Genomic DNA, 23,227 nt, shown 5'->3' with positions numbered 1-23,227 from the left:
TCGTTAAAAAAGACGGCCAACATATGGCCGCCTTGAGGAGTCATTTTGTCAGAGATAAGGCAGGCTTACGCCAGCCGACCGTGACAATGTTTGAACTTTTTGCCCGATCCGCAGGGGCATTTGTCGTTGCGCGAGGGGTTACCCCAGGTGCTGGGATCGCTCTCGTCAAAGCCGGGGCGCGGATCGCCTGATGCGTCGGCTTCGGCAATTGCTTCGGCCTGGTTGGTGGCATCTGCGGCGGTCTGCTGCATCTGTGCTTGCTGCGCGGCCATCTGGGCCATCATCTCACGCTGCTCTTCCTCGGTGAGAGGGCGCACCATGGCCAGTTGCTGGGTTACGGTTTCGCGTAGGCCGTCCAGCATGCTTTCGAACAGCTGGAAGCTTTCGTTTTTGTATTCGTTCAGCGGATCGCGTTGCGCATAGCCCCGGAAACCCACGACCGAGCGTAGGTGTTCCAACGTCAGAAGATGTTCACGCCACTTGCTGTCGATGGTCTGCAACAGCACCTGTTTTTCGATGTTGCGCATGTTCTCGGGGCCGAAATCGACGGCCTTTTTGGCCATCTGCTCGTCCGTGACCTTGATCAGACGCTCGCGAATGTCTTCGTCATCGACGCCTTCTTCGGCAGCCCATTCGACAACTGGAACATCAACGCCCAGCTTTTCCATGACCGAGGTGTGCAGACCTTCGGTGTCCCATTGATCGGCATAGGTTTTAGGCGGCATATGGTGGTCGATCAGGTCGTCGATCACCTGCTCGCGCATATCCGATACGATCTCAGCCAGGTCACCGGCAGACATGATTTCGCGGCGCTGGTTAAAGATCACCTTACGCTGATCGTTCATCACGTCATCGAATTTCAGAACGTTTTTGCGAATGTCAAAGTTGCGGCCTTCGACCTTGGCTTGGGCCCGCTCCAGCGATTTGTTCACCCAAGGGTGGATGATCGCTTCGCCCTCTTTCATGCCCAAAGTCTTGAGCACCTTGTCCAAACGTTCCGAGCCAAAGATGCGCATCAGGTCGTCTTCGAGGCTTAGGAAGAACACGGTGCGACCCGGATCGCCCTGACGGCCCGAACGGCCGCGCAGCTGGTTGTCGATTCGGCGGCTTTCGTGACGTTCGGACGCCAGAACAAACAGGCCGCCCGCGTCGAGCACCTTTTGTTTCTCTTCGGCATGACGCGCCTCTTCTTTGGTACGCAGTTCAGCGGGGTCGGCCTCGGGGTCGGCAGCGATGGCTTCGAGCACGTTCATCTCGACGTTGCCGCCCAGCTGAATGTCGGTGCCGCGGCCGGCCATGTTGGTGGCGATGGTAACCGCCGCCAGACGACCGGCATCGGCGACGATTTGCGCCTCTTGTTCGTGCTGACGGGCATTCAGGACGTTGTGCTTGATATTCTCTGCAGTCAGCATCTGGCTGAGCATTTCCGACTTTTCGATCGAGGTGGTACCCGCCAGAACGGGTTGACCCTTTTCGTATGATTTTTTGATCTCGCGGATCATCGCCTCATACTTCTCTTTGGCGGTGCGATAGACCTGATCGTCCTCGTCTGCACGAGCGATGGGGCGGTTGGTCGGAACCTCGACCACGCCCAGACCATAGATTTCGCCAAATTCTTCGGCTTCGGTCACGGCGGTGCCGGTCATGCCCGACAGCTTGTTGTACAAGCGGAAGTAGTTTTGAAACGTAACGCTGGCCAGTGTCACGTTTTCCGGCTGAATCTGAGCATTTTCTTTGGCCTCGATCGCCTGGTGCAGACCATCCGACAGGCGGCGGCCCGGCATCATGCGGCCAGTGAATTCGTCGATCAGCACCACTTCGTTATCGCGCACGATGTAGTCCTTGTCGCGGGTGAACAGTTTGTGCGCACGCAGACCCTGGTTGACGTGGTGCACTACAGTGGTGCTTTCCGGATCGTACAGCGACTGTTCTTCTTCCAACAGGCCACGCGCCCTGAGCTGCTGCTCAAGGTATTCGTTGCCGTCGTCGGTAAAGGTTACGTTGCGGGTTTTTTCGTCCAGCTCAAAGTGCTCGTCGGTCAGCGACGGGATCACTGCGTCGATGGCGACGTACAGATCCGAGCGGTCCTGAGCGGGACCGGAAATGATCAGCGGAGTCCGGGCTTCGTCGATCAGGATCGAGTCGACCTCGTCGACGATGGCAAAGTTGTGATACTTCTGGAACACCTGATCCAGCTCGGACTTCATATTGTCGCGCAGATAGTCAAAACCCAATTCATTGTTGGTCGAATAGGTAACATCGCTGGAGTAGGCGGCCATCTTTTCGTTGTCGGGCTGGTTGGAATAGATCACGCCGGTGGTCATGCCGAGGGCACCAAACACCTTGCCCATCCATTCCGAGTCACGCTTGGCCAGGTATTCGTTGACGGTGACGACATGTACGCCCTTGCCGGTCAGCGCGTTCAGATAGGCCGGGAAGGTGGCAACGAGGGTCTTACCCTCACCCGTCTTCATTTCTGAAATGTTGCCCTGATGCAGGAATACGCCCCCCATCAACTGTGTGTCGAACGCGCGCAGACCCAAGGCGCGGCGCGCTGCCTCGCGGCAGTTGGCAAAGGCTTCGGGCAGCAGATCGTCCAAGCTCTCGCCATCCAGCGCGCGTTTGCGCAGCTCGGCGGTTTTTTCGATCAGACCGTCGTCCGACAGTTGTTCGAACTCTTCTTCAAGTGCGTTGACCTTGGCGATCAGCGGGCGGGTCGCCTTGATCATGCGATCGTTCGGCGTTCCGAAGACCTTTTTGGCAAGCGTTCCGAATCCCAGCATGTTCACTCCAACGGGTCTATCTTAATCGTGCATTTCGACAGGCTTGCCCGCCACGCAGTCAACCCATAGATACGGGGAGTGAAAGGCGGTCCTGTCCTAGGCTTCAAGCGATGTAAGCGGCAGGTCATAGAGTGTCAACGCCGCGCCCCGTCGCGGCCTGAGAATAGGATGATTTGAATGCCCAAAGGCCTCACTTTTTTGCCATCGCTGGCGCTAGCAGTCGTTATGGCTCTGCCGTTGGCGGCCGAGACAAAGCCGACCGCCGATACAGTTGTTGCCAGCGTCAACGGCGAAGAGATCACATTGGGTCACATGATCCTGGCGCGCGCCGCCCTGCCGCAGCAGTATCAGCAGCTGCCGGATGAGGTTCTGTTTCAAGCGATCTTGGATCAGCTGATCCAGCAAAACCTGCTGAAGCAGTCGCGCGGTGCGGATGTGCCCAAGCATGTCGAATTGGCTCTGGAAAACGAACAGCGCTCGCTTTTGGCGGCAGATCTGCTGGAAGACATCGCAAGCGGTGCCATGTCAGACGATGCCGTTCAGGCTGCTTATGACGCTCAGTATTCCGAATGGACCGGGGGTGATGAATTCCAAGCCTCGCATATCCTGGTCGAAACCGAAGAAGAAGCCAAAGCAATCAAGGCTGATCTGGACAACGGCGCAGATTTTGCCGCTATGGCCAAAGAAAAGTCGACTGGGCCATCCGGCCCCAATGGCGGCTCGCTGGGGTGGTTTGGCATGGGTGCCATGGTGCCAGAGTTCGAAGAAGCGGTTGTTGGCCTGAACCCAGGCGAGGTTTCGGACCCGGTCAAAACGCAGTTTGGCTGGCACGTTGTGCTGCTCAGCGACAAGCGCAAGGCCGAGGCACCCACGCTGGACGCGGTGCGCGGTGAGCTAGCCAGCAAGATCCAGCAGGACGCGGTTGACGCCAAAGTGGCTGAACTGACCAAAGCAGGCGAGATCGAGCGTCCTGAGGTCGAGGGGCTAGAGCCGTCGATCCTGCGCGACGTCGAGCTGGTACAGGAGTAACGTCTATGGCCACGATCACCAAAGTCTCGCCTCTGGCGCCTGCTGCGTTTCCCAAGCTGCCGGTCATTGACGGTGTGCGATTTGCAACCGTCGAGGCGGGCGTGCGGTATCAGGGCCGGACGGACGTCATGTTGGCGGTTTTGGATGCAGGCACTTCAGTAGCGGGTGTGTTCACACGCTCGTCCACCCGTGCTGCTCCGGTACTGGACTGTCAGGAAAAAATCGGCGGGGCCAGCGATGGCCCGGCTGCGATCCTTGTGAACTCGGGCAATGCTAACGCGTTCACCGGGCATTACGGTCAAGCCTCGGTCGCAGCGGTGACGCAGGCGGTTGCGGATGTGACCGGTGTTGCGGTGGAGCGCGTTTTTACCTCGTCCACGGGCGTGATTGGCGAACCGCTGGCGCATGACCGCATTCTGGCTCAGCTTGAGGGATTGAATGGCGCGTTGTCTGGTGACGCGATCGAGGACGCGGCGCGCGCCATTATGACCACCGATACCTTCCCAAAGGGCGCAAGCGCCCAGGTCGAGATTGATGGTCAAGTGGTGTCCATTGCTGGCATCGCCAAGGGTTCGGGCATGATCGCACCGGATATGGCAACGATGCTGGTTTACATCTTCACCGATGCCAAGGTCGAACAGGGCGCGTTGCAATCCCTGTTGAGCAGTCAGACAGATACGTCGTTCAATTGCATCACGGTGGACAGTGATACGTCGACCTCGGACAGCTTGCTGCTATGTGCGACGGGTGCTTCGGGTGTGGATGTGACTGGCAATGCCGTATTTGCCGAAGCGATGAATGGTGTGATGCTGGATCTTGCGCATCAGGTGGTGCGCGATGGTGAAGGCGCGACGAAGTTCGTCGAGATCCGCGTGACCAGTGCCGCGTCAGATGCGGACGCCAAGGTGCACGGGCTGGCGATTGCGAACTCTCCGCTGATCAAGACCGCTGTGGCGGGAGAAGACCCCAACTGGGGCCGCGTGGTCATGGCCATCGGCAAGTCGGGTGCGGTTGCGGACCGGGACAAGCTGAGTATCTGGTTCGGAGATATCCTGGTGGCGGAAAACGGCTGGGTCAGCCCGAGCTACGGCGAGGATGAAGCTGCAGCCTATATGAAAGGCCAAGAGCTGGTGATCGCTGTGGACTTGGGTTTGGGTGACGGGCAATTGACCGTTTGGACCTGTGATCTGACTCACGGCTATATCGAGATCAACGCGGACTATCGCTCATGAAAACAGTTCTGGTGTCGGCGGTTGCGTTGATTGACGTTGACGGCCGGGTGCTGTTGGCGCAGCGCCCGGAAGGTAAATCCATGGCGGGCCTGTGGGAGTTTCCAGGCGGAAAGATAGAGGCCGGAGAAACCCCAGAGGTGGCCCTGATCCGCGAGCTGGAAGAAGAGTTGGGGATCAACACTTGGGCCTCGTGCCTGGCTCCGCTGACATTTGCCAGCCACAGCTACGATGACTTTCACCTGTTGATGCCGCTGTTTGCCTGCCGCAAATGGGAAGGCATCCCGCAATCGAAAGAAGGGCAGGCGCTGAAATGGGTTACCGCAAATCAGCTGCGGGATTACCCAATGCCTGCCGCTGACGTGCCGCTGGTTCCAATTTTGCGAGATTGGCTATGACGGTTTCGTGATTCGTCTATAGGATGAGTTCGCAAACATGGCAGCTCTCGCTCATTTAGACCAATCGGCCTTTGTTGAACCGATATTTGGTATTTTATTCTTTAAACCCAAGAAATCAAAGGCAGAGTTTCCGTGTATTTTTACTCTCCTTTATGGTATGATAATTTTGTCTATTCCTTTGGGGAGGATTTGACTTGCTTCGTACGATCACAATCGGCAGCTGTGTCTCAATTCAAGGTACATTTGTCCGTAGCCTGCCAAACGGACGTATTGTAGTCCGCGTGGATGACAAGGTGTTTGTCGGTAAGGCTATTACTGCTGCAGCCTGAATATAAATTGCACCACCACTCACACTAACTGCAAAATGGGGATGGCATGTTTGTCGTCCCTTTTTTGTTTTGTGCGCACAAATGAAAAACGGCGGCCCAATGGGACCGCCGCTCTTTGTTTCAGGTTGGTTCAGATCAATCCAGGGTCCGAGTAACTTCTTCCCGCTCGAAGATTTCGATCACGTCACCAGCGCGAATATCGTCGTAGTTCTCGAACGCCATGCCGCATTCCTGACCCGACTGAACCTCGGCCACTTCGTCCTTGAAGCGCTTGAGGGTCTTCAGCGTGCCTTCGTGGATAACCACGTTGTCGCGCAGCAGGCGGACGCCAGCCGAACGGCGTGCGACGCCTTCGGTGATCAGACAGCCGGCAACCTTGCCAACGCCGGTAACCTTGAAGACTTCGCGGATTTCGGAGTAACCGATGAAGTTTTCGCGGATCTCTGCGCTCAGCAGGCCCGATGCGGCGGCTTTGACGTCATCCACCAGGTCATAGATCACCGAGTAGTACCGGATCTCGACGCCTTTTTGGTTGGCGGTGTTGCGTGCCGATGTGTTGGCACGAACGTTAAAGCCCATAACCGGAGCACCCGACGCTTCGGCCAGGCCGATATCGGTCTCGGTGATGGCACCCACACCCGAGTGCAGGACGCGCACGCGCACTTCGTCGTTGCCGATCTTTTCCATAGCCTGAACGATGGCTTCGGCAGAACCCTGTACGTCAGCTTTGACCAGGATCGGCAGCTCAGAGACGCTTTCGTCTTCTTTCGCCTTCTGCATCAGCTGTTCCAACGTGGTGGCGGCACCAGCTGCGGCACGTTTGTCTTTGGCAGCCTGCTCACGGTACTCTGCGATCTCACGCGCTTGCGCGTCGGTTTCGGTCACGTTCAGAACGTCGCCTGCTTCGGGCGTGCCATTCAGGCCCAGAACCTCGACCGGAACCGAGGGGCCAGCTTCTTGAACACGCTCGCCTTTGTCGTTGATCAGCGCACGGACCTTACCGTACTGCTCACCCACAACAAAAATGTCACCCTGGCGCAGTGTACCATTCTGGATCAGAACGGTGGCAACGGGACCGCGGCCCACATCCAGCTGTGCTTCGATTACGGCACCTTGTGCGGCCCGATCCGGGTTCGCCTTGAGTTCCAGGATCTCGGCCTGCAGCGCAATGGCTTCCAGCAGTTGATCCAGGCCCTGACCTGTTACCGCCGAAACCTCGACGTCCTGCACTTCACCCGACATCTGTTCCACGATCACTTCGTGTTGCAGCAACTCGGCGCGGACCTTGTTCGGGTCGGCTGCGGGGCGGTCGATTTTGTTGATCGCAACGATCATCGGAACACCGGCCGCCTTGGCGTGGTTGATCGCCTCGACCGTCTGCGGCATGACCGAGTCGTCCGCCGCAACAACCAGAACCACGATGTCCGTCACCTGAGCACCACGTGAGCGCATCGAGGTAAATGCCGCGTGGCCGGGCGTATCCAGGAAGCTCAGCACAGAGCCGCTGTCGGTGGTCACCTGATAAGCACCGATGTGCTGGGTGATGCCGCCAGCTTCGCCTGCCACAACGCGCGCGTCGCGGATGGCATCCAGCAACGAGGTTTTGCCGTGGTCGACGTGACCCATGATGGTGATGACAGGGGGACGCGACTGCAGATCTTCGTCGTTGTCGATGACCTCTTTGATGACGTCTTCAACGTCCGAGTCAGAGACACGAGTAACCTTGTGGCCAAACTCTTCGATGATCAGTTCGGCTGTGTCAGCGTCGATGGTCTGGTTCTGCGTGACCATCATGCCCATGTTCATCAGCGATTTGACGACATCGGAAACACGTTCGGCCATACGGTTGGCCAGCTCCGAAACCACGATGGCCTCGGGCAGCTGAACGTCGTGGAATACCTTTTCGCGCTCGACCGAACCGCCCATCGCCTTTTGACGTGCGCGCTCTTGCTTGCGCTTCATCGAGGCCATCGAACGGTGACGGTTGTTTTCGCCACCGGTGGCCTGACCTAATGTCAGCTTACCCGAACGACGACCATCATCGCGGCCTTTGCCACGGTTGTTGCGCTGTTCGCGCTCACGGTCGGATTTACGCGGGGTCGCGGCAGGTGCCGGTTTGTTGGGCGTCGGGCGTGACGGTGCATCCGCTTTGGGAGCGGGCGCTTGGGCAACGCGTTTGGCAGCTTCTTCAGCCTCTTTACGCTTGCGCTCTTCGTCTTCGGCCTTTTGACGGGCCCGTTCGGCGCGCTCTTTTTCTTCGCGGTCCTTGGCTTCAATCTCGGCGCGGCGGCGCGCACGATCTTCTTCGCGTGCCTTTTCTTCGGCAGCGCGCTTTGCGGTTTCTTCAGCTTCACGAGCTTTGGCCGCTTGAACAGCCTTCAGGCGGCGCGCCATTTCCGCATCTGTGATGCCAGCCGGGCGACGCGACGGGTCGCCAGAAGGCGTCGAGCCTCCGGGTTTGCCAGCGCCGGGCTTGGGAACCACAACGCGTTTGCGCTTGGTTTCCACCACGACATTCTTGGTCCGTCCGTGGCTGAAACTCTGTTTCACATTCGCGGGACGGGACCCACGCAGACCCAATGTCTTTTTGCCGTCACTATCGCTCATAAAGCCTAACTACCCTTCCGTGCGGCCCTTGCCGCCGTCATCCGTTTCGCGCACGCCACGCAAACGCTGCGCTTCCTCTACAACACGTTTACTGAGTCCACCAGAGGCGAGGGCGGCATGTATCACAGTTTGGCGTCCAAACGCCATGCCTAACTCATCCGCTGTCAGCCAACCGATGTAATTTCCGCGGTGTGGCGTGCTCAGCTTTGACTTCCCGCGTCCTGATCCGTCCGAGGCTTGAATCAAAACGCTTGCCTCTTCTCGATCCAGACTGGATTTTACCTTTTCGTAACCGGCAACTGCATCGCCTGACTTGCGGGCCAGGCTCAGCAGATCGACCACGCGACGGGCCAGCAGACGTTCGACTTCATCTATCAGGTTGTCGGGAACCGTTACTTGCATTTTGAAACCGCGGGAAAACAGTTTCTTTTTCACCGCCATGGCCAACGCTTCCCGATCCGCAGCGACATAGGCGCCTCGGCCGGGCAATTTGCCCATGACATCGGGATAGACCTGACCGTCAGGGCCCACCACAAAGCGAATCAGCCCAAATTTTGGCTGCACGTCACCCGTGGCAATGCACTTGCGGTCTGGACCATCCGTGTGATCCTTTGGAACGCCACCGCGACCCATCTCGAAACCCCTGGGGCCTGAGATCAGGCCCCGGCCTCCGTTGCTGTTTCGTCTTGATCGTCGTCTTCGACTTCTTCCGCTTCGGCTTCCAGTTCGGCGGGGTCAACCCAACCCAGCAATACGCGGGCGGTCATAACCATATCTTGTGCATCTTCCAGAGACAGTTCGAAGGGCTCCAGGATACCATCGTCTTTTACACGCTCGCCATCGACGGACGTCCAACCACCAGCCAATTCCCAATCGGCGCAGGTTGCAAAGTCTTCCAGCGTTTTCACACCATCCTGAGCAAGCGCTTCGATCATCTGGGGTGTCAGGCCCTCGAATTCAACCAGGCTGTCTTCGACACCCAAAGCGCGGGCGTTGTCCAGAGCGGCTTTGGCCTGTGCTTCCAGATTTTCGCGGGCGCGGGTCTGCAGCTCGTTGGCAGTGCCTTCGTCGATGCCGTCGATGACCAGCAGTTCGTCGATTTCGACGTATGCGACTTCTTCCAGGTTGGTGAACCCTTCCGACACCAGCAGCTGTGCAAAGAATTCGTCCAGGTCCAGGCTGTCCATGAACAGTTTGGTGCGGGATTCGAATTCTTTCTGACGGCGCGCCGATTCTTCGGCCTCGGTCATGATGTCGATGTCCAAGGCTGTCAGCTGCGACGCCAGGCGCACGTTTTGACCACGGCGACCAATGGCGAGGCTCAGCTGCTCCTCGGGAACAACAACTTCGATCTTGCCGGCTTCTTCATCCAGAACCACCTTGGACACCTCGGCGGGCTGCAGTGCGTTTACCAGGAAAGTCGGCTGATCTTCGTTCCAAGGGATGATGTCGATCTTTTCACCCTGCAGCTCGTTCACAACGGCCTGCACGCGGCTGCCGCGCATACCAACGCAGGCACCTACAGGGTCGATTGAGCCATCATAGCTGATCACAGCAATCTTGGCGCGCGAACCGGGGTCACGGGCCACAGCCTTGATCTCGATGATGCCGTCATAGATTTCCGGCACTTCCATCTTGAACAGCTCGGCCATGAATTCCGGCGCGGTGCGCGACAGGAAGATCTGCGGGCCACGGACCTCGCGGCGCACATCCTTGATGTAGCAGCGCACACGGTCGTTCGGGCGATAGCTTTCGCGGCCGATCTTTTCGTTGCGGCGCAGCATCGCTTCGCCAGCACCCACGTCGACGATGACGTTGCCGTATTCTTCGCGTTTGACGACACCGTTGATGATGGTGCCCGCTCGGTCTTTGAACTCTTCGAACTGACGATCACGCTCGGCTTCGCGCACCTTCTGCAGGATCACCTGCTTGGCGGATTGCGCAGCGATCCGACCCATTTCAACCGGCGGAACCTCTTCGACAAAGGTGTCACCGATCACTGGGTCAGCCATGTACTGCTTGGCCTGCTCGACGGTGAATTCCGACTGGTAGTTTTCCAGCTCTTCGTCCTCGACCACGGTGCGGACCCGGGTAAAGGTCGCTTTACCGGTCTTGCGGTCGATATGGACGCGGATGTCCATCTCGGCGCCGTAGCGGGATTTCGCGGCGCGAGCGAGGGATTCTTCCATCGCTTCGACGACCAGACCGGGGTCGATCATCTTTTCGCGGGCCACGGCCTCGGCGGTTTGCAACAGCTCCAGCTGGTTTGCAGAGGTGATTGCCATTACTTCGTCTCCTCTTGGGACCCTTCGGTCTCGATGTCGTCGAACGCGTCTTCGTTCAGAACGCCGGCGTCTTTGCGCTGGCGCAGCATTTCCTTGATCAGCTCGTCAGTCAGCACCAGTTTGGCGTCGCTGAGCCAGTCGAACTGCAACCCGATGGTCACGGTTTCGCCGTTCTGGTCGATATTGATCAGAACCTCGTCCCCTTCGATGCCCGCCAGTTCGCCCTTAAAGCGGCGGCGTCCGTCGATAAGTTCGGTGGTTTCCAGCTTGGCCTCGTAGCCTTCGAACATGTCGAAATCTTTCAGGCGTGTCAGCGGGCGGTCGATACCGGGGCTAGACACCTCAAGCGTATAGGCGTCAAGGATAGGGTCCTCGACATCCAGTGTGGCGCTGACCGCGTTCGAGATTTCGCCGCAGTCGTCCACTTCGATGCCGCCACCGGCCTTGTCGGCCATAATCTGCAGCGTTGATTCCTTGCCGCTCATCAGACGAACGCGGACCAATTCATACCCCAGATCTTCGATCACGGGGGAGATGATTTCGGCCAGGCGCTGGTCGATGGCTGCTTTTGCTATCAGGTCGTTTGTCATGGTCAGATTACCCAAGCTCCGGGCACAAAAAAACGGGCGCGCGGCCCGTCGAAACTCCGGTGGAACCTCGGATCCAAGGACCCGACGCGCCGCTGTTATCAAGCCATATACGGCGGATGAGGTGAGTCTGCAAGGGGGAGCGTGAAATTGTCAGCTAAGACCTTGTTTGGATCAGGTCATCCACCACCGTTCCGCGATGCGCCCGTCGTCCAAAGCAGCGCGGATGCTGACCTGACGGGGTAAGCCAACGGTGTCTGCGACAGCCAAAGCCATGTCACGTTCCGAGGGGTGATAGCGATACTTGGCGCGCTCGCGCAGACCGCTGGGGGCAGGCAGGGCGGCAACGTCAACATAGCCGTCGCGCAGCGCTTCGGCGCGGACGTTGGCGTTGGGGATCATGATGACCTCGATCTGGTTCAGCCAACCGGCCTGACCAGCCTTGTAGTGATTCTTAATTTTTGCCCCACGGAAATTCCGGCCTTCTTGCAGGTGTACGGCACGGTAACAGCCGGTTCCAATGGTCTGATCCCGTGTGATGCAAAAGGCGTCATCTGCAAGGGTGAATGGCAGGCCGGGCGTGCTGTTTGTAAGTTCGACGCGCAATTGATGGTCAGCGACAGTTTCGATGCTGGCCAGATCAGGCAGACGAGTGAGCGCTTGGATAACGTCTTCGGGCCTAAGGGGTGCGCCGTCGTGAAACATCACGTCCGCACGCAGATCAAAAGTCCAGATGCGGGCTTCATCCGAGCTGTGCCAGCTTTGTGCCAGTTCGCCGCGCAAGGTGCCGTCTGGCGCAATCTCGGTCAGGGTGTCGAACATGGCGCCACGTGCGACACAGTCAAGCGATCCGTCCTTGGGTACGGCCAGCCGCAGGGTTCCGCCAGCTTTGGGTGCTGCGTCCAGCGACACACCAGTGGCCGCCAGCAAAGCGGCGGCGGCACCGGTGGAAAAAAGCGCACGGCGGTCGATGCGGGTCATGTCAGAACCTCGGCGATCCGGTCCATGGTGCGTACAAGTTCGGCACTGATGCCTGGTTCCGATAGGGCGTGACCTGCATTGCGGACCATCCGCAGCTCGGACGCGGGCCAGAGGTTGTTAAGCTTCCAAGCGGATGTGGGGGGGCAGATCATGTCATAGCGCCCCTGAACGATAACGCCGGGAATATGCGATATCCGCCCCATGTTGGCCAGAATTTGCCCATCGACCTCGAGAAAGCCGTTATTGATGAAATAGTGGTTCTCCAGCCGGGCAAAGGCGCGGGCGTAATCGCCGGGGCTTTCACCGCTGGTGCCAGACGAATGGATCGACGCCAGCGCGTTCTCCCACGCCGACCAGGCACGGGCATAACGCGTCTCAAGCGGGCGGTCGCCGGAGAACAACCGCTTGTTATAAGCGGCGATCATGTCGTGCTGTTCGTTTTCGGGGATGAGCGAGGCGAACTTGGCCCAGGTTTCCGGCCAGAACTTGCCAGCCCCACCGCCATAGAACCAATCCAGCTCGCTTTGCGTCATCAGGAACACGCCGCGCAGCACCAGATGCGTTACGCGGTCCGGGTGTGCCTGGGCATAAATCAACGCCAACGTTGCGCCCCAACTGCCGCCGAATGCGATCCAAGCGTCGATGTCCAGCTGGCGCCGGATCAGCTCTATATCTGCGACCAAATGATGCGTCGTGTTGTTTTCGACCGATGCATGGGGCCGCGACCGGCCACATCCGCGCTGATCAAAAAGAATCACCCGGTACACTTCGGGATCGAAATAGCGCCGCATCGCAGGGCTACAGCCGCCACCGGGGCCGCCGTGCAGCACCACGACCGGGATACCGTTGGGGTTGCCACACTGTTCAAAATAAACGCGATGGCCTTGTCCAACATCAATCAACTGCTGATCGAAAGGTTCGATCGGCGGGTAAAGAAATTGCACTGCGCGCTTTTGGTCCGAGTACTTGTCCATTATGGCCCTATATAGTCCTTAAGCGTAAAAGAGCACACGGAGACAGGAATGCAAGCGCCTGCGAACACGGTTGACCCTTCGGAGATCGCAAAATTCGAGGCTATGGCCGCCGAATGGTGGGACCCCAACGGCAAATTCAAGCCGCTGCACATGCTCAACCCGTGCCGATTGGACTACATCACGCAGCAAATCGCTGGTGAGTTCGAACGTGATCTGACCGGGCCGCGCCCGTTCGCTGGCCTGCGACTTTTGGACATAGGCTGTGGTGGCGGGTTGCTGAGCGAGCCGATGGCGCGTTTGGGGGCCGAGGTTGTTGGCGCTGATGCGGCTGAGGGCAATTTGCCTGTCGCGCGCATTCACGCGGAACAGTCCGGGCTGAACATCGACTATCGCCACACCACGGCGGAGGCTTTGGCCGAAGCGGGCGAGCAGTTCGATGTGATTCTGAACATGGAAGTGGTCGAACATGTTGCCGATCCACTCAGCTATCTGACCGCGACGCAGCAGCTGCTCAAACCCGGCGGGCTGGAAATCTGCTCGACGATCAACCGCAACCCGAAATCATATGCCGTTGCGATATTTGGGGCCGAGGTGGTGATGCGCTGGCTGCCCAAGGGCACGCATGAATGGAACAAGTTCATCACACCGGACGAGCTGTTTGATCTGCTGCGCCAGGCGGGTTTGGACCCGGTCGACCGCAAGGGGTTCGTATTCAATCCGATCCTGTGGAGCTGGTCAATTTCCGACCGCGATCTGAGCGTGAACTATGTGACGGCGAGCGTGAAACCGGAATAGTCGGCGCCGCCTATTCGTCTTCGAGCTTTATTCGCAGGTCTCGCAAAACTGGTAGAGTAGATCGAACGCGATCCGGTCCCAGCTCTCCGACCACCTTGTTGATCAGCGGTGCGATGGACGAAATTGCCTGATCGCGGGCTTGGCGGCCTGCGGGGCTGATGGCGACCATCTTGCGGCGGGCGTCGTCCCAATCGGGGCGGATGTGGATGTATCCGGCCCATTCCAGTTTCGCGAGTGTGTTGGTGATCGCACCGCGTGTCACATGGAACGTGTCGGCCAATTGCGCGGGGGTGCGCTCGCCGCCAACAAAGACCAGATGATTCAAGACCGAGAAATGTGAGATTTCCATGCCCTTTGGCAGCACCCGGCTGAGCCGGTTGCGCAACAACTGGTCTGCTGTCAGGATCTCGCTGAACAGCGTGACCGCTAGGGCATTGGTTTCGTCTGTCATTTCCAGATCTGGGTCAGGGACCGTCGAACGGCCGAGCGTGAGTCAGAGACGGCACTTTGCGTCGTGCGTCTGTAACAGATGTATCATCCAGATCAAAATAGTGAATGCCCGGTTCGCTGCCTGCGTCAATCACGACCTCTCCCCACGGGGCGACAATCAGCGAGTGACCATGGGTATAGCGAGTCTTGCCGCGGGTCTTGGGGTGCTCGCCGCATTGGGCGGGGGCCAGAACCCAGCATCCCGTTTCAATCGCGCGGGCGCGCAGCAGGGGTTCCCAATGCGCAGCACCCGTGACCGGAGAGAAGGCCGCCGGAACAGTCAGGATCGTCGCGCCCTCTTGCGCCAGTTTGGCGTGCAGATGTGGAAAACGGACATCATAGCAGATGGTCATGCCGACCTTGCCAAAGTCCGTATCCGCCACAACCGCCTGCGTGCCGGGGCGATAGTTGGCGGATTCGCGGAATGTCTCATGCTCGGTCACTTGGACGTCGAACATGTGGATCTTGTCGTACTGCGCGACGATTTCGCCCTGCGGGTTGATCATGAACGAGCGGTTGGCGAAACGTCCGTCCGCATCATGCGTCTTGATCCCCAGTGATCCGATCAGGAGCCAGATCCCCAGCTCAGCTGCCTGCGCCTGCAGACTGGCCAAGGTGATGTCATCTTCTTGATACTGCAACACCTCGCGCTGTCGCGTTGTGCTAGTAGAGACACAATTGGTGACCTCGGGCGTCAGAACGAACCGGACGCCGTTGGTTGCAGCCTCGGCAATCATGTCGTGGACCATGTCCAGGTTTGCAGCAGGATCGTCAGATGAAGTGATCTGGATCAGGGCGGTTTTCATCAGGCAGCCAGCAGCGGGTCAAGCTTGCCGGAGCGTTCCAGGTCATACAGGTCGTCACAGCCGCCCACGTGGGTTTCGCCGACAAATATCTGCGGCACGGTGCGGCCACCATTGGCGCGCTGGATCATCTCGGGCTTGCGGTCAGGGTTCCGCATCACGTCAATCTCGGTGAATTCGACGCCCTTCTGGTTCAGCAGGCGCTTGGCCGCGTGGCAAAAACCGCAGAGCGGCGAGGTGTAGATTTCAACGGCTTTCATGGGCGTTCCCTTGGCAAATTTGGCGTAATCTAGGGGGAACTAGGCATCTTTGGCAACGCGTGCCAGTGTGAGCACGAAAATATGATTTGCCCCGGCGTCCAAACAGGCGCGTGCACAGGCCGTCAAGGTTGCGCCAGATGTCATCACGTCATCCACCAGCAGGATGTCACGTGATGTCAGCCGATGGCGGCGTTTGGAGTGCACTCCAATCGCTTGGGACAAGATCTCGGTTCGCTCCCGGAGCGTTTTCCCTTCAAGCATCGGTGTCTTCTTGGACCGGATCATAAGGTCTGGGCAATGGGATAGGCCGGTTTCATCTGACAAATGTTGGGCCAGCAGGGCCGATTGGTTGTATCGACGTTTGAGCAGGCGGGTCCAATGCAGCGGGACTGGTGCGATCAGCATCTTGTCGTGCAGCATGTATCTGCCCGCCTTGGCCATCCACAGGGCCGCAGGGCGCGCCAATTCGGGCCGGTCGCCGTGCTTGAGCGCCAGGATCATCCGCCGTGCACGTCCTGTGTAAAGCAGCGCCGCCCGCCCATCTTTCCATGGGCGTGGAGTGGCCATGCAGTCGTCGCATTCGATGCGATAGCCGTCTTGCTGGCCTGGCAGGGGGGTGCCGCAAGCCTCGCACACGGTGCCCGCGACGAACGGGGTATCGCGCCAGCAGGATCCACACAGGCCAAAGTCGGACGTCACCAATTCGCCGCAGCCCAGACAGCGTGGCGGATAGATCATTTCGACAGCGGTTTGAATCCTGCTCCACATCGGATTATCTGCCCCCCATGAGAATTCCACCCCAAGACACGCCAAAACTGGTCGATCGCGTTGCCCGTGCCGCCAATCGCCGCCGTATCAATCCAGATGCGCTGTTTCTGCACGACGCGGCCATCGACGAAGTGCAGGATCGCCTGTCCATGGTTAACAGAGTGTTTACGCTGCCTGCCGTCGTGACGCCTTTGCCGCAGGTCTGGGACGATGTGATACCCGGAGCGCATGTGATCGAAGATACTGAGGTTTTAGACTTAGGGCCGGGTTCGTATGACCTTGTCGTGCATGCGATGGGGTTGCATTGGGCAAATGACCCTGTGGGGCAGTTGATCCAATGTCGGCGCGCACTAAGACCGGACGGCTTGCTGCTGGCCGTCGCGCTGGGCGGCGAGACATTGCACGAATTGCGTGCCGCTCTGGGGCAAGCAGAGGTTGAAGTATCTGGCGGCCTATCTCCGCGAATCGCCCCGATGGCCGAGATTCGGGATCTGGGTGGGTTGTTGCAGCGCGCAGGGTTTGCTCTGCCTGTAGCAGACAACGTGGAACTGCGGGCTGAATACCGAGACATCTGGCATCTGATGCGTGATCTGCGCACCATGGGCGAGGGTAACGCCCTCCATGCGCGCTTGCGCCATCCCACCCGACGGGGAGTGTTCCAACGGGCGCAAGAACTGTATCAGAGCAACTTTGTGACTGGGAGTGGGCGATTGCCTGCCACTTTCGATTTGATTTGCCTCACCGGTTGGTCCCCGGACGAAAGCCAACCCAAACCTCTGCGCCCCGGCTCTGCCACGGCAAGGCTGGCCGATGTTCTCAAAACCCCTGAGGGTAAACTGCCGGATTGACCCAAAGGGATTTCCGGTTATCTCAGCCCTACACACGACAAATTCAGGACGCCAAACATGTTTGATGCCACCCGCCCCACCCATGCGCCGACCGAGCACCCCAAGGTGAAGTTCGGCAAGGTTGGCGTGTTACTGGCCAATCTGGGCACACCGGATGACTATTCATACTGGCCGATGCGGCGCTATCTGAACGAATTTCTGTCCGATCAGCGGGTGATCGATTACCCCAAATGGAAATGGCAACCGCTGTTGCAGTTGATCATCCTGACCAAGCGACCGTTCACGTCTGGGGCGGCGTACAAATCCATCTGGAACCATAATCAGGGCGAAAGTCCGCTGATGACGATCACCAAGGATCAAACCGCCAAGATGGCCGAGGCCTTGTCTGAACGGTACGGCGACCAGGTGGTGGTGGATTTCTCCATGCGCTACGGCAACCCGTCCACGCAATCAAAGGTGCGAGAGATGGTGGCTGCAGGATGTGACAAGATCCTGTTTTTTCCGCTTTATCCGCATTACGCGGGCGCGACTTCGGCTACCGCCAATGACCAGTTTTTCCGTGCGTTGATGCGGGAAACCTGGCAACCGGCCAGCCGCACGGTCGCCCCCTATTTTGACCACCCGAGGTATATCGAGGCGTTGGCGCAGTCGATCGAGCGGGCCTATGCAGATATGAAAACGCGCCCCGATGTTCTGGTGTGTTCCTACCACGGCATGCCCGAGCGTTACCTGCAGCAGGGTGATCCCTATCATTGCCAATGTGTGAAAACGACCCGTTTGCTGCGCGAACGCCTGGGCTGGGAAGAGACGGATATTGTGTCGACCTTTCAGTCGCGCTTTGGACCCGAAGAGTGGCTAAAGCCTTACACAGTTGACCACGTGGCTGAACTTGCAAAACAGGGTAAAAAGAACATCGCTGTTTGTGCGCCCGCTTTTTCGGCCGATTGCATCGAAACGCTCGAAGAGATCAACGAAGAGATCAAGGAAAGCTTTGAAAGGGCGGGTGGTGAGCGGTTCACCTATATCCCATGCCTGAACGATGATGACGCGCATATCAAAGCGCTGAGTACCGTGGTTGCAGAGAATCTGTCGGGATGGATCGACTGACGCCCAAAGCCCGTTTCAGAAAATGAAAAAGGCGGTGGGTGACCACCGCCTTTTCCGTATCAGCCGAAGCTGAAAATCTTAGCTCGATGCAACAGCGGCACCGACCAGAACCAGCAGCAGCAGCGGCAGGACGATGCCCGACGACGACGACTGAGTTTCTTCAACGATGACCGGCGGTTCAACGATCGGCTCAGCGATGTTGCCTGCGTATGCGGTCGAAGCAGCGGCTGTCAGAGCAGCAGCAAGAACGAGTTTTTTCATATTAACCTCCAGAATTTGCGCGATTCGACATAATGAACCGCACAGCCAAGACTTACCTCGTGGTTTTTTCTAATCAGCTATGGGGTTGAATTGCAAATGCTACTTACCCCGAACCCGATTCAGTGCGCTGAAATGTCGTCAAATTAGCAACACTTGCGTACCCACCTTGGCCATTGAGAACAATTCAGAGATATGCTCGTTGTACAGACCAATGCACCCGTTCGACGATCGACGACCAATCTTGCGTGTGTCGTGCGTGCCGTGGATGCGGTAATATTTCCAGCTGAGATACAATGCATGGGTGCCCAGCGGGTTGTCGGGGCCTGGCGGAATGTAATCTGGCCACTCCGGATTGCGTTTTTTCATCGAAGGGGTCGGCGACCAGCTGGGGCCTTCGACCTTGCGAATTACGCTGGTGCGGCCAAGTCGGGTTAGTTCCTCGGTCAAGGGCACTGACGAAGGATACAGCTTATAGATAGACTGATCGTCTGACCAATAATGCAGCGCGCGCGACGTGGTATCGACCAGAATCGCACCGTTGCGGGTGTTGCTGAAGTAGGGTTTCCAACTCTTGGCACGGAAGCTCGAAATATTGCGACGAACCGCTGGTTCAGCCTCTGGTGCAGGGCGCAATGGATCGTTTGGCGTGTATTGAGCGATAGCAGGAGTGCCCAACGTGGCTGTCGCGCCAATCAAGAAACTACGGCGAGTCGGGGATTCGAATGACTTTTTGACCATGGTTGCAGACCTTTATGTGTTCAATCCCAGTATTCGGAGCATAATATGGCGCGAAAGCCTCAGTCGCAAATCAAACCAGCGCGAATGCGCACACTGTGGCAGAGTTGCATTTGCGCCTGAACCCGTGTCGCGCTATCTCATGGTCCGATAGATGTACCGGGGTGCCTTATGACGCGACTGATTTCCCTTTTGACGATACTGTTCCTGGGCTTGGCCGCCTGTACGCCCACTTCGGGACCGGACCGACTGGGTGCAGATGGCCAGCCTCTGCCTACGGTTTACAAGATTCGGGGCAATGCATCGAAGCTTCAGTTCCGTATGTTGGACTCGGTCAATGCGCTACGCTCGGCATCGGGGGTGTCCCCAGTTCAGTTGAACGCACAGCTGAACGCGGCGGCCGCAACTCATTCGCGTGACATGGCGGCACAGAATCGCCCCTGGCACTTTGGCTCGGACGGCTCGTCGCCGTTGGATCGAATTGCGCGGGCCGGATATCCAGGCCCCCTGGTGGGCGAGGCGATCTCGGAAACTTATGAAACTGAGCTGGAAACTCTGGCCGCTTGGATGGAAGAGCCCGGCACCCGCTCGGTGATACTGGACCCGACGGCGATCAACATGGGATTTGCCTGGTTTCAGGAAAAAGGCGGCAAGATCTGGTGGACGATGGAAATGGGCGGCTAAACCCGACCGATTCCCACGAAAAAAGGCCCCGCGCGGGGCCTTTTTGATTCTGAATACTGTGTTTGGGATCAAGCAGCTTGAACAGACTGGGCCTCGGTCAAGATCGCATAAAGCTTTGTGGGATCCAGATTGGCACGCAGTTTGGTGCAAAGCGGTTGCTCGCGCAGCGTACGCGACACCAGAGCAAGCGCTTTAAGGTGTTCGACACCTGCTTCTTCGGGGGCGAAGAGGGTAAAGGCGATGTCGACCGGCTGACGGTCAACCGAGCCAAAATCCATCGGCTTTTCCAGCACGACGAATACGCCGGTAACCTTGTCCATACCTGACAAGCGCGCATGCGGCAGGGCCACACCGTGACCAACGCCGGTCGGTCCCAGGCTCTCGCGTTCCATCAGGGCCTCGACCGTCGACTGGGGTTCAAACCCATGAGCGGCATGTGCCACTTCGGCGATTTCCTGGAACAGACGTTTCTTGCTCGAGGCAGCGGCAAATACCTTTACCGCCTCAGGCTTGAGGATGCTTGAAAGCTCCATGTCTTGCTTGCTCCGCACGGGCGCCCCCTGATCATCATGCCAGAGGGCGGCCATTTGATATTTCTTGCCTATTACGGGTCGATCCAACCGATGTTTCCGTCATCGCGACGGTACACCACGTTCAACCCATCCTTGCCTTCATTCCGAAAGACCAGCACCGGGGCGCCAGCCAGCTCCATTTGCATAACGGCCTCGCCAACCGAAAGCGATGGAATCTTAGTCTCCATCTCGGCCACAATAATCGGCTGTAGCGACTCGGGCTCATTATCGGTGTTCTGTTCTTCCGACGCGAGGATATACGAGGACGCGCCAAAGAGTTCAACCGGCTCCGACCGATCCTTATGGTGATCCTTTAGGCGGCGCTTGTAGCGACGCAGTTGCGTCTCCATCTTGTCGCAGCACGCCTCGAACGCGGCGTAAATTTCGTTGGCATGAGCCTTGGCCTGAGCCGTCAGGCCGGTCGAAAGATGAACAGTTGTTTCGCACACATATTCATGCGCCGAGCGGGAAAAGACGACATTGGCATCCGTGGGGCGTTCTGCATATTTTGCCACAGCATCGCCCAGTTCCGTCTGCACGTGAGTTTGCAGGGCTTCGCCGATATCAATCTGTTTTCCGCTGATTTGGTAACGCATGTGATCTCCTTCACAATTCTCACCCGCATTCACGCCCAATAAATTGGCCGCGCCTGTCAATAACGGGTGATTGGATTAGGCATTTGCGCAGGTTGCGTCCTATTTGACCCTTCGATGAAGGGGCGACCCAAGACAGCATAGAACCGCAAGTTTGCCATATCCTGATTGAGGCAAGAGACGCGCCGAGAGTCAATCGAAAGCAGCAAAGAAGTTGTGCGATTCTTCGTCACCTTCGGCGCTCATCCGCCGTAAGTTCATGAAATACGGAAGTTTTCGCCCAAGTAGACACGGCGCACGTTTTCGTTGTCCACCACCTCTTCGGGGGTGCCGGACATCAGGACCTGACCGTCATGCAGAATATAGGCGCGGTCCACGATCTCGAGCGTTTCGCGCACATTGTGGTCTGTGATCAGCACGCCGATGCCGCGCTTTTTCAGATCCGCGACCAGATGGCGAATGTCGCCAACGCTGATCGGGTCAACACCCGCAAATGGTTCGTCGAGCAGCAGGTATTTTGGGTCCGCAGCCAGGCATCGTGCGATTTCAACCCGGCGACGTTCACCGCCAGACAGGGCCAGCGCCGGTGCGCGGCGCAGGTGCTCGACGGAAAAGTCAGACAGTAATTCTTCGAGCCGTTCCTTGCGCTTGTGTGCATGTTTGACAGTCACATCCAGCACGGCCGAGATGTTGTCTTCGACACTTAGGCCGCGAAAGATCGACATTTCCTGCGGCAGGTATCCGATCCCCAAACGTGCACGACGATACATCGGCAGCGTTGTCACGTTCTGCCCGTCGATGGTTACGGAGCCCGCTTCGGGAAATACCAGTCCCGCGATGGAATAAAATGTCGTCGTTTTGCCCGATCCGTTCGGACCCAGCAACGCAACAACCTCGGATCGGTCCAGCGACATGGACACATCCCGAATCACGGTTTTTTTGCTATAAGATTTGCGCAGTTTCTCGATTTTCAGCCCCGAGGAGCCTTCGGTCACGCTGAGTTTCGGTTTCGCCATCAATTCTTGTCCGAGTTCAAAATTGTTTTCACTCGGCCAACCATCTGCGCTGTTCCGGTGATCAGATTGACGGTCATCCTATTCGACGTCAGGGCGTTTTCACCCTGCGTCAGCAACACATTTCCGGTCATCACGATAACGCCGGTATCGATGGTGTAATCAGCGCGCTCTGCTTGCGCAGCGTCGGGACCGCTGACCAGCACGACGTCGCCCGTCGCCTCCATCCGCTGGATGCCAGATTGTTCCTGATTGTAGATAACAAGGACGCGCTGTGCCGACAGGCGCATTTCGCCTTGTCCTACCAATACGTTACCCTTGAATTCTGCAGATCCGCTTTCCTGGTTTACGTCCAGCGTGTCGGCCGTGACCTCGACAGGTAGGCTCGGATCAGCCTTGATCGCGCCAAATGCAACGTTAGCGCCCTGTGCCGACACTGATGCCGCGCCCAAGACCGAAAGGATGCTGAAAATCAGAGCGCGAAAATAGATCACAGGTTATCTTTCTTGCTTTTGGGGATCATATATCAGCTTAACCCCGTTTTTGAATAGCATGTGGATGGGTCCATCGTCGTTTTTTGCGCCCATTTCCATGTTTCCGGCCGTAAAGTCACCGATTGGGCCCGTTCCTGTGACGGTTCCAGGAGTCGATCCCCTGATCCCGCTAAGCGCAGTGTTCAACACTTCGGTCCGGATTTCGGTGCCGTCGGTCGAGGTGATCCGCACGTCGCCGGAAAAAACCGCCATGTCCTGATCCAGAGCGACATTTCCCAGTTTTGAAGTCAGGCGTATGATCTTGCCGTCGATGAGCTTGATCTGAGCGTCCAGATCCGTTGCCTCAGCAGGAGCATTCGGGCCACCCGGTCGCGCGATCAAGGCTGTGACCAGTACCTCTTCTCCCTTGGCAGTCGTGCCCGAGAAATACGGTTTTGTCACCTGCTGGTCGCGCATTCGATCTGCCATATCCTGTTCCGCAAAGGGGATAGTGGCGTTGGGATCGACGCTACGGGACAGCAAGAACAAAGTCGACAACAGCGCAAGTGCGGCCAGTGGCAGCAGCACCTTGAGCAGTTGAACTACACGCGAATAACCGTCCAC

At 57.9% G+C, this 23,227-nt stretch carries 25 protein-coding genes; 7 read left to right on the top strand and 18 right to left on the bottom strand.

Features of this window, described 5'->3' with window-relative positions; all coding sequences use genetic code 11:
• Nucleotides 1–65: 65 nt before the first annotated feature.
• Entirely contained in the window at nucleotides 66–2,783 is a 2,718-nt protein-coding gene (gene secA / locus G6R15_RS18410) for a preprotein translocase subunit SecA (RefSeq protein WP_164661441.1), read from the bottom strand.
• A 177-nt stretch (nucleotides 2,784–2,960) separates the two neighbouring features.
• Between secA and G6R15_RS18405 the strand changes: the two genes are divergently transcribed.
• Genes G6R15_RS18405 through mutT form a run of 3 tightly spaced genes read left to right on the top strand, consistent with a single transcriptional unit; the run spans nucleotide 2,961 to nucleotide 5,439 of the window.
• Nucleotides 2,961–3,812, top strand: a complete 852-nt coding sequence (locus tag G6R15_RS18405) for a peptidylprolyl isomerase (RefSeq protein WP_164661440.1) — start codon at nucleotides 2,961–2,963, stop codon at nucleotides 3,810–3,812.
• Between the two features lie 5 nt (nucleotides 3,813–3,817).
• Nucleotides 3,818–5,044: a bifunctional glutamate N-acetyltransferase/amino-acid acetyltransferase ArgJ gene (gene argJ / locus G6R15_RS18400; RefSeq protein ID WP_164661439.1), complete on the top strand. Its 1,227-nt coding sequence runs from the start codon at nucleotides 3,818–3,820 to the stop codon at nucleotides 5,042–5,044.
• A complete protein-coding gene (gene mutT, locus G6R15_RS18395; RefSeq protein WP_164661438.1) occupies nucleotides 5,041–5,439 on the top strand; it encodes an 8-oxo-dGTP diphosphatase MutT in 399 nt (132 codons plus the stop codon). The genes argJ and mutT overlap by 4 nt, the downstream gene beginning before the upstream one ends.
• A gap of 464 nt (nucleotides 5,440–5,903) precedes the next feature.
• Here mutT and infB read toward each other — a convergent pair whose 3' ends face one another.
• The 6 genes from infB to pip all read right to left on the bottom strand — a co-directional run bounded on the left by infB (nucleotide 5,904) and on the right by pip (nucleotide 13,202).
• Entirely contained in the window at nucleotides 5,904–8,375 is a 2,472-nt protein-coding gene (gene infB / locus G6R15_RS18390; protein ID WP_164661437.1) for a translation initiation factor IF-2, read from the bottom strand.
• Nucleotides 8,376–8,384: 9 nt separating this feature from the next.
• Nucleotides 8,385–9,008: an RNA-binding protein gene (locus G6R15_RS18385; RefSeq protein WP_164661436.1), complete on the bottom strand. Its 624-nt coding sequence runs from the start codon at nucleotides 9,006–9,008 to the stop codon at nucleotides 8,385–8,387.
• Nucleotides 9,009–9,031: 23 nt separating this feature from the next.
• Nucleotides 9,032–10,660, bottom strand: a complete 1,629-nt coding sequence (nusA, locus tag G6R15_RS18380; protein ID WP_164661435.1) for a transcription termination factor NusA — start codon at nucleotides 10,658–10,660, stop codon at nucleotides 9,032–9,034.
• Nucleotides 10,660–11,250: a ribosome maturation factor RimP gene (gene rimP, locus G6R15_RS18375; protein WP_164661434.1), complete on the bottom strand. Its 591-nt coding sequence runs from the start codon at nucleotides 11,248–11,250 to the stop codon at nucleotides 10,660–10,662. The genes nusA and rimP overlap by 1 nt, the downstream gene beginning before the upstream one ends.
• Before the next feature lie 171 nt (nucleotides 11,251–11,421).
• Complete coding sequence (locus tag G6R15_RS18370) at nucleotides 11,422–12,228, bottom strand: ABC transporter substrate-binding protein (protein WP_164661433.1); 807 nt, start codon at nucleotides 12,226–12,228, stop codon at nucleotides 11,422–11,424.
• Nucleotides 12,225–13,202, bottom strand: a complete 978-nt coding sequence (pip, locus tag G6R15_RS18365; protein ID WP_164661432.1) for a prolyl aminopeptidase — start codon at nucleotides 13,200–13,202, stop codon at nucleotides 12,225–12,227. The genes G6R15_RS18370 and pip overlap by 4 nt, the downstream gene beginning before the upstream one ends.
• A gap of 48 nt (nucleotides 13,203–13,250) precedes the next feature.
• On the opposite strand from pip, the gene ubiG reads away from it, so the two are divergent.
• On the top strand, nucleotides 13,251–13,997 hold the full coding sequence (gene ubiG, locus G6R15_RS18360) for a bifunctional 2-polyprenyl-6-hydroxyphenol methylase/3-demethylubiquinol 3-O-methyltransferase UbiG (RefSeq protein ID WP_164661431.1): 747 nt from the start codon (nucleotides 13,251–13,253) through the stop codon (nucleotides 13,995–13,997).
• A gap of 10 nt (nucleotides 13,998–14,007) precedes the next feature.
• On the opposite strand, the gene G6R15_RS18355 is transcribed toward ubiG, so the two are convergent.
• The 4 genes from G6R15_RS18355 to G6R15_RS18340 are packed head-to-tail and all read right to left on the bottom strand — an operon-like array spanning nucleotide 14,008 to nucleotide 16,317.
• The gene (locus G6R15_RS18355) at nucleotides 14,008–14,448 is read right to left on the bottom strand and encodes a MarR family winged helix-turn-helix transcriptional regulator (protein ID WP_164661430.1); all 441 of its coding nucleotides are present in this window, start codon (nucleotides 14,446–14,448) and stop codon (nucleotides 14,008–14,010) included.
• Nucleotides 14,449–14,461: 13 nt separating this feature from the next.
• On the bottom strand, nucleotides 14,462–15,292 hold the full coding sequence (locus tag G6R15_RS18350; RefSeq protein ID WP_164661429.1) for a carbon-nitrogen hydrolase family protein: 831 nt from the start codon (nucleotides 15,290–15,292) through the stop codon (nucleotides 14,462–14,464).
• A complete protein-coding gene (grxC, locus tag G6R15_RS18345) occupies nucleotides 15,292–15,549 on the bottom strand; it encodes a glutaredoxin 3 (RefSeq protein WP_085797744.1) in 258 nt (85 codons plus the stop codon). The genes G6R15_RS18350 and grxC overlap by 1 nt, the downstream gene beginning before the upstream one ends.
• Before the next feature lie 39 nt (nucleotides 15,550–15,588).
• Nucleotides 15,589–16,317 carry a ComF family protein gene (locus tag G6R15_RS18340; RefSeq protein WP_164661428.1) on the bottom strand — a complete coding sequence of 243 codons (729 nt, stop codon included), beginning with the start codon at nucleotides 16,315–16,317 and terminating at the stop codon, nucleotides 15,589–15,591.
• A gap of 17 nt (nucleotides 16,318–16,334) precedes the next feature.
• Here G6R15_RS18340 and G6R15_RS18335 point away from each other — a divergent pair, with 17 nt between their 5' ends.
• Both G6R15_RS18335 and hemH read left to right on the top strand, forming a co-directional pair.
• Nucleotides 16,335–17,165, top strand: coding sequence for a methyltransferase domain-containing protein (locus G6R15_RS18335; RefSeq protein WP_164661427.1), 831 nt, complete (start codon nucleotides 16,335–16,337; stop codon nucleotides 17,163–17,165).
• A gap of 57 nt (nucleotides 17,166–17,222) precedes the next feature.
• A complete protein-coding gene (gene hemH / locus G6R15_RS18330; protein ID WP_164661426.1) occupies nucleotides 17,223–18,272 on the top strand; it encodes a ferrochelatase in 1,050 nt (349 codons plus the stop codon).
• Between the two features lie 78 nt (nucleotides 18,273–18,350).
• Here hemH and G6R15_RS18325 read toward each other — a convergent pair whose 3' ends face one another.
• Complete coding sequence (locus G6R15_RS18325; RefSeq protein ID WP_085797748.1) at nucleotides 18,351–18,533, bottom strand: hypothetical protein; 183 nt, start codon at nucleotides 18,531–18,533, stop codon at nucleotides 18,351–18,353.
• Nucleotides 18,534–18,671: 138 nt separating this feature from the next.
• Nucleotides 18,672–19,271, bottom strand: coding sequence for a L,D-transpeptidase (locus G6R15_RS18320; protein WP_164661425.1), 600 nt, complete (start codon nucleotides 19,269–19,271; stop codon nucleotides 18,672–18,674).
• Nucleotides 19,272–19,439: 168 nt separating this feature from the next.
• Between G6R15_RS18320 and G6R15_RS18315 the strand changes: the two genes are divergently transcribed.
• Entirely contained in the window at nucleotides 19,440–19,952 is a 513-nt protein-coding gene (locus G6R15_RS18315) for a CAP domain-containing protein (RefSeq protein ID WP_164661424.1), read from the top strand.
• Between the two features lie 68 nt (nucleotides 19,953–20,020).
• On the opposite strand, the gene G6R15_RS18310 is transcribed toward G6R15_RS18315, so the two are convergent.
• From G6R15_RS18310 to lptC, 5 genes are all read right to left on the bottom strand, one after another.
• Nucleotides 20,021–20,485 carry a PTS sugar transporter subunit IIA gene (locus G6R15_RS18310; protein ID WP_164661550.1) on the bottom strand — a complete coding sequence of 155 codons (465 nt, stop codon included), beginning with the start codon at nucleotides 20,483–20,485 and terminating at the stop codon, nucleotides 20,021–20,023.
• Nucleotides 20,486–20,556: 71 nt separating this feature from the next.
• Nucleotides 20,557–21,120 carry a ribosome hibernation-promoting factor, HPF/YfiA family gene (gene hpf / locus G6R15_RS18305; protein WP_164661423.1) on the bottom strand — a complete coding sequence of 188 codons (564 nt, stop codon included), beginning with the start codon at nucleotides 21,118–21,120 and terminating at the stop codon, nucleotides 20,557–20,559.
• Between the two features lie 254 nt (nucleotides 21,121–21,374).
• Entirely contained in the window at nucleotides 21,375–22,133 is a 759-nt protein-coding gene (lptB, locus tag G6R15_RS18300; protein ID WP_085797753.1) for an LPS export ABC transporter ATP-binding protein, read from the bottom strand.
• Nucleotides 22,133–22,624 carry an LptA/OstA family protein gene (locus G6R15_RS18295; protein ID WP_164661422.1) on the bottom strand — a complete coding sequence of 164 codons (492 nt, stop codon included), beginning with the start codon at nucleotides 22,622–22,624 and terminating at the stop codon, nucleotides 22,133–22,135. The genes lptB and G6R15_RS18295 overlap by 1 nt, the downstream gene beginning before the upstream one ends.
• A gap of 3 nt (nucleotides 22,625–22,627) precedes the next feature.
• On the bottom strand, nucleotides 22,628–23,227 hold the full coding sequence (gene lptC / locus G6R15_RS18290) for an LPS export ABC transporter periplasmic protein LptC (RefSeq protein WP_164661421.1): 600 nt from the start codon (nucleotides 23,225–23,227) through the stop codon (nucleotides 22,628–22,630).

Source organism: Tropicibacter sp. Alg240-R139, assembly GCF_900537075.1.
Classification (GTDB): domain Bacteria; phylum Pseudomonadota; class Alphaproteobacteria; order Rhodobacterales; family Rhodobacteraceae; genus Falsiruegeria.
This window is presented reverse-complemented; position numbering and strand designations above follow the sequence as displayed.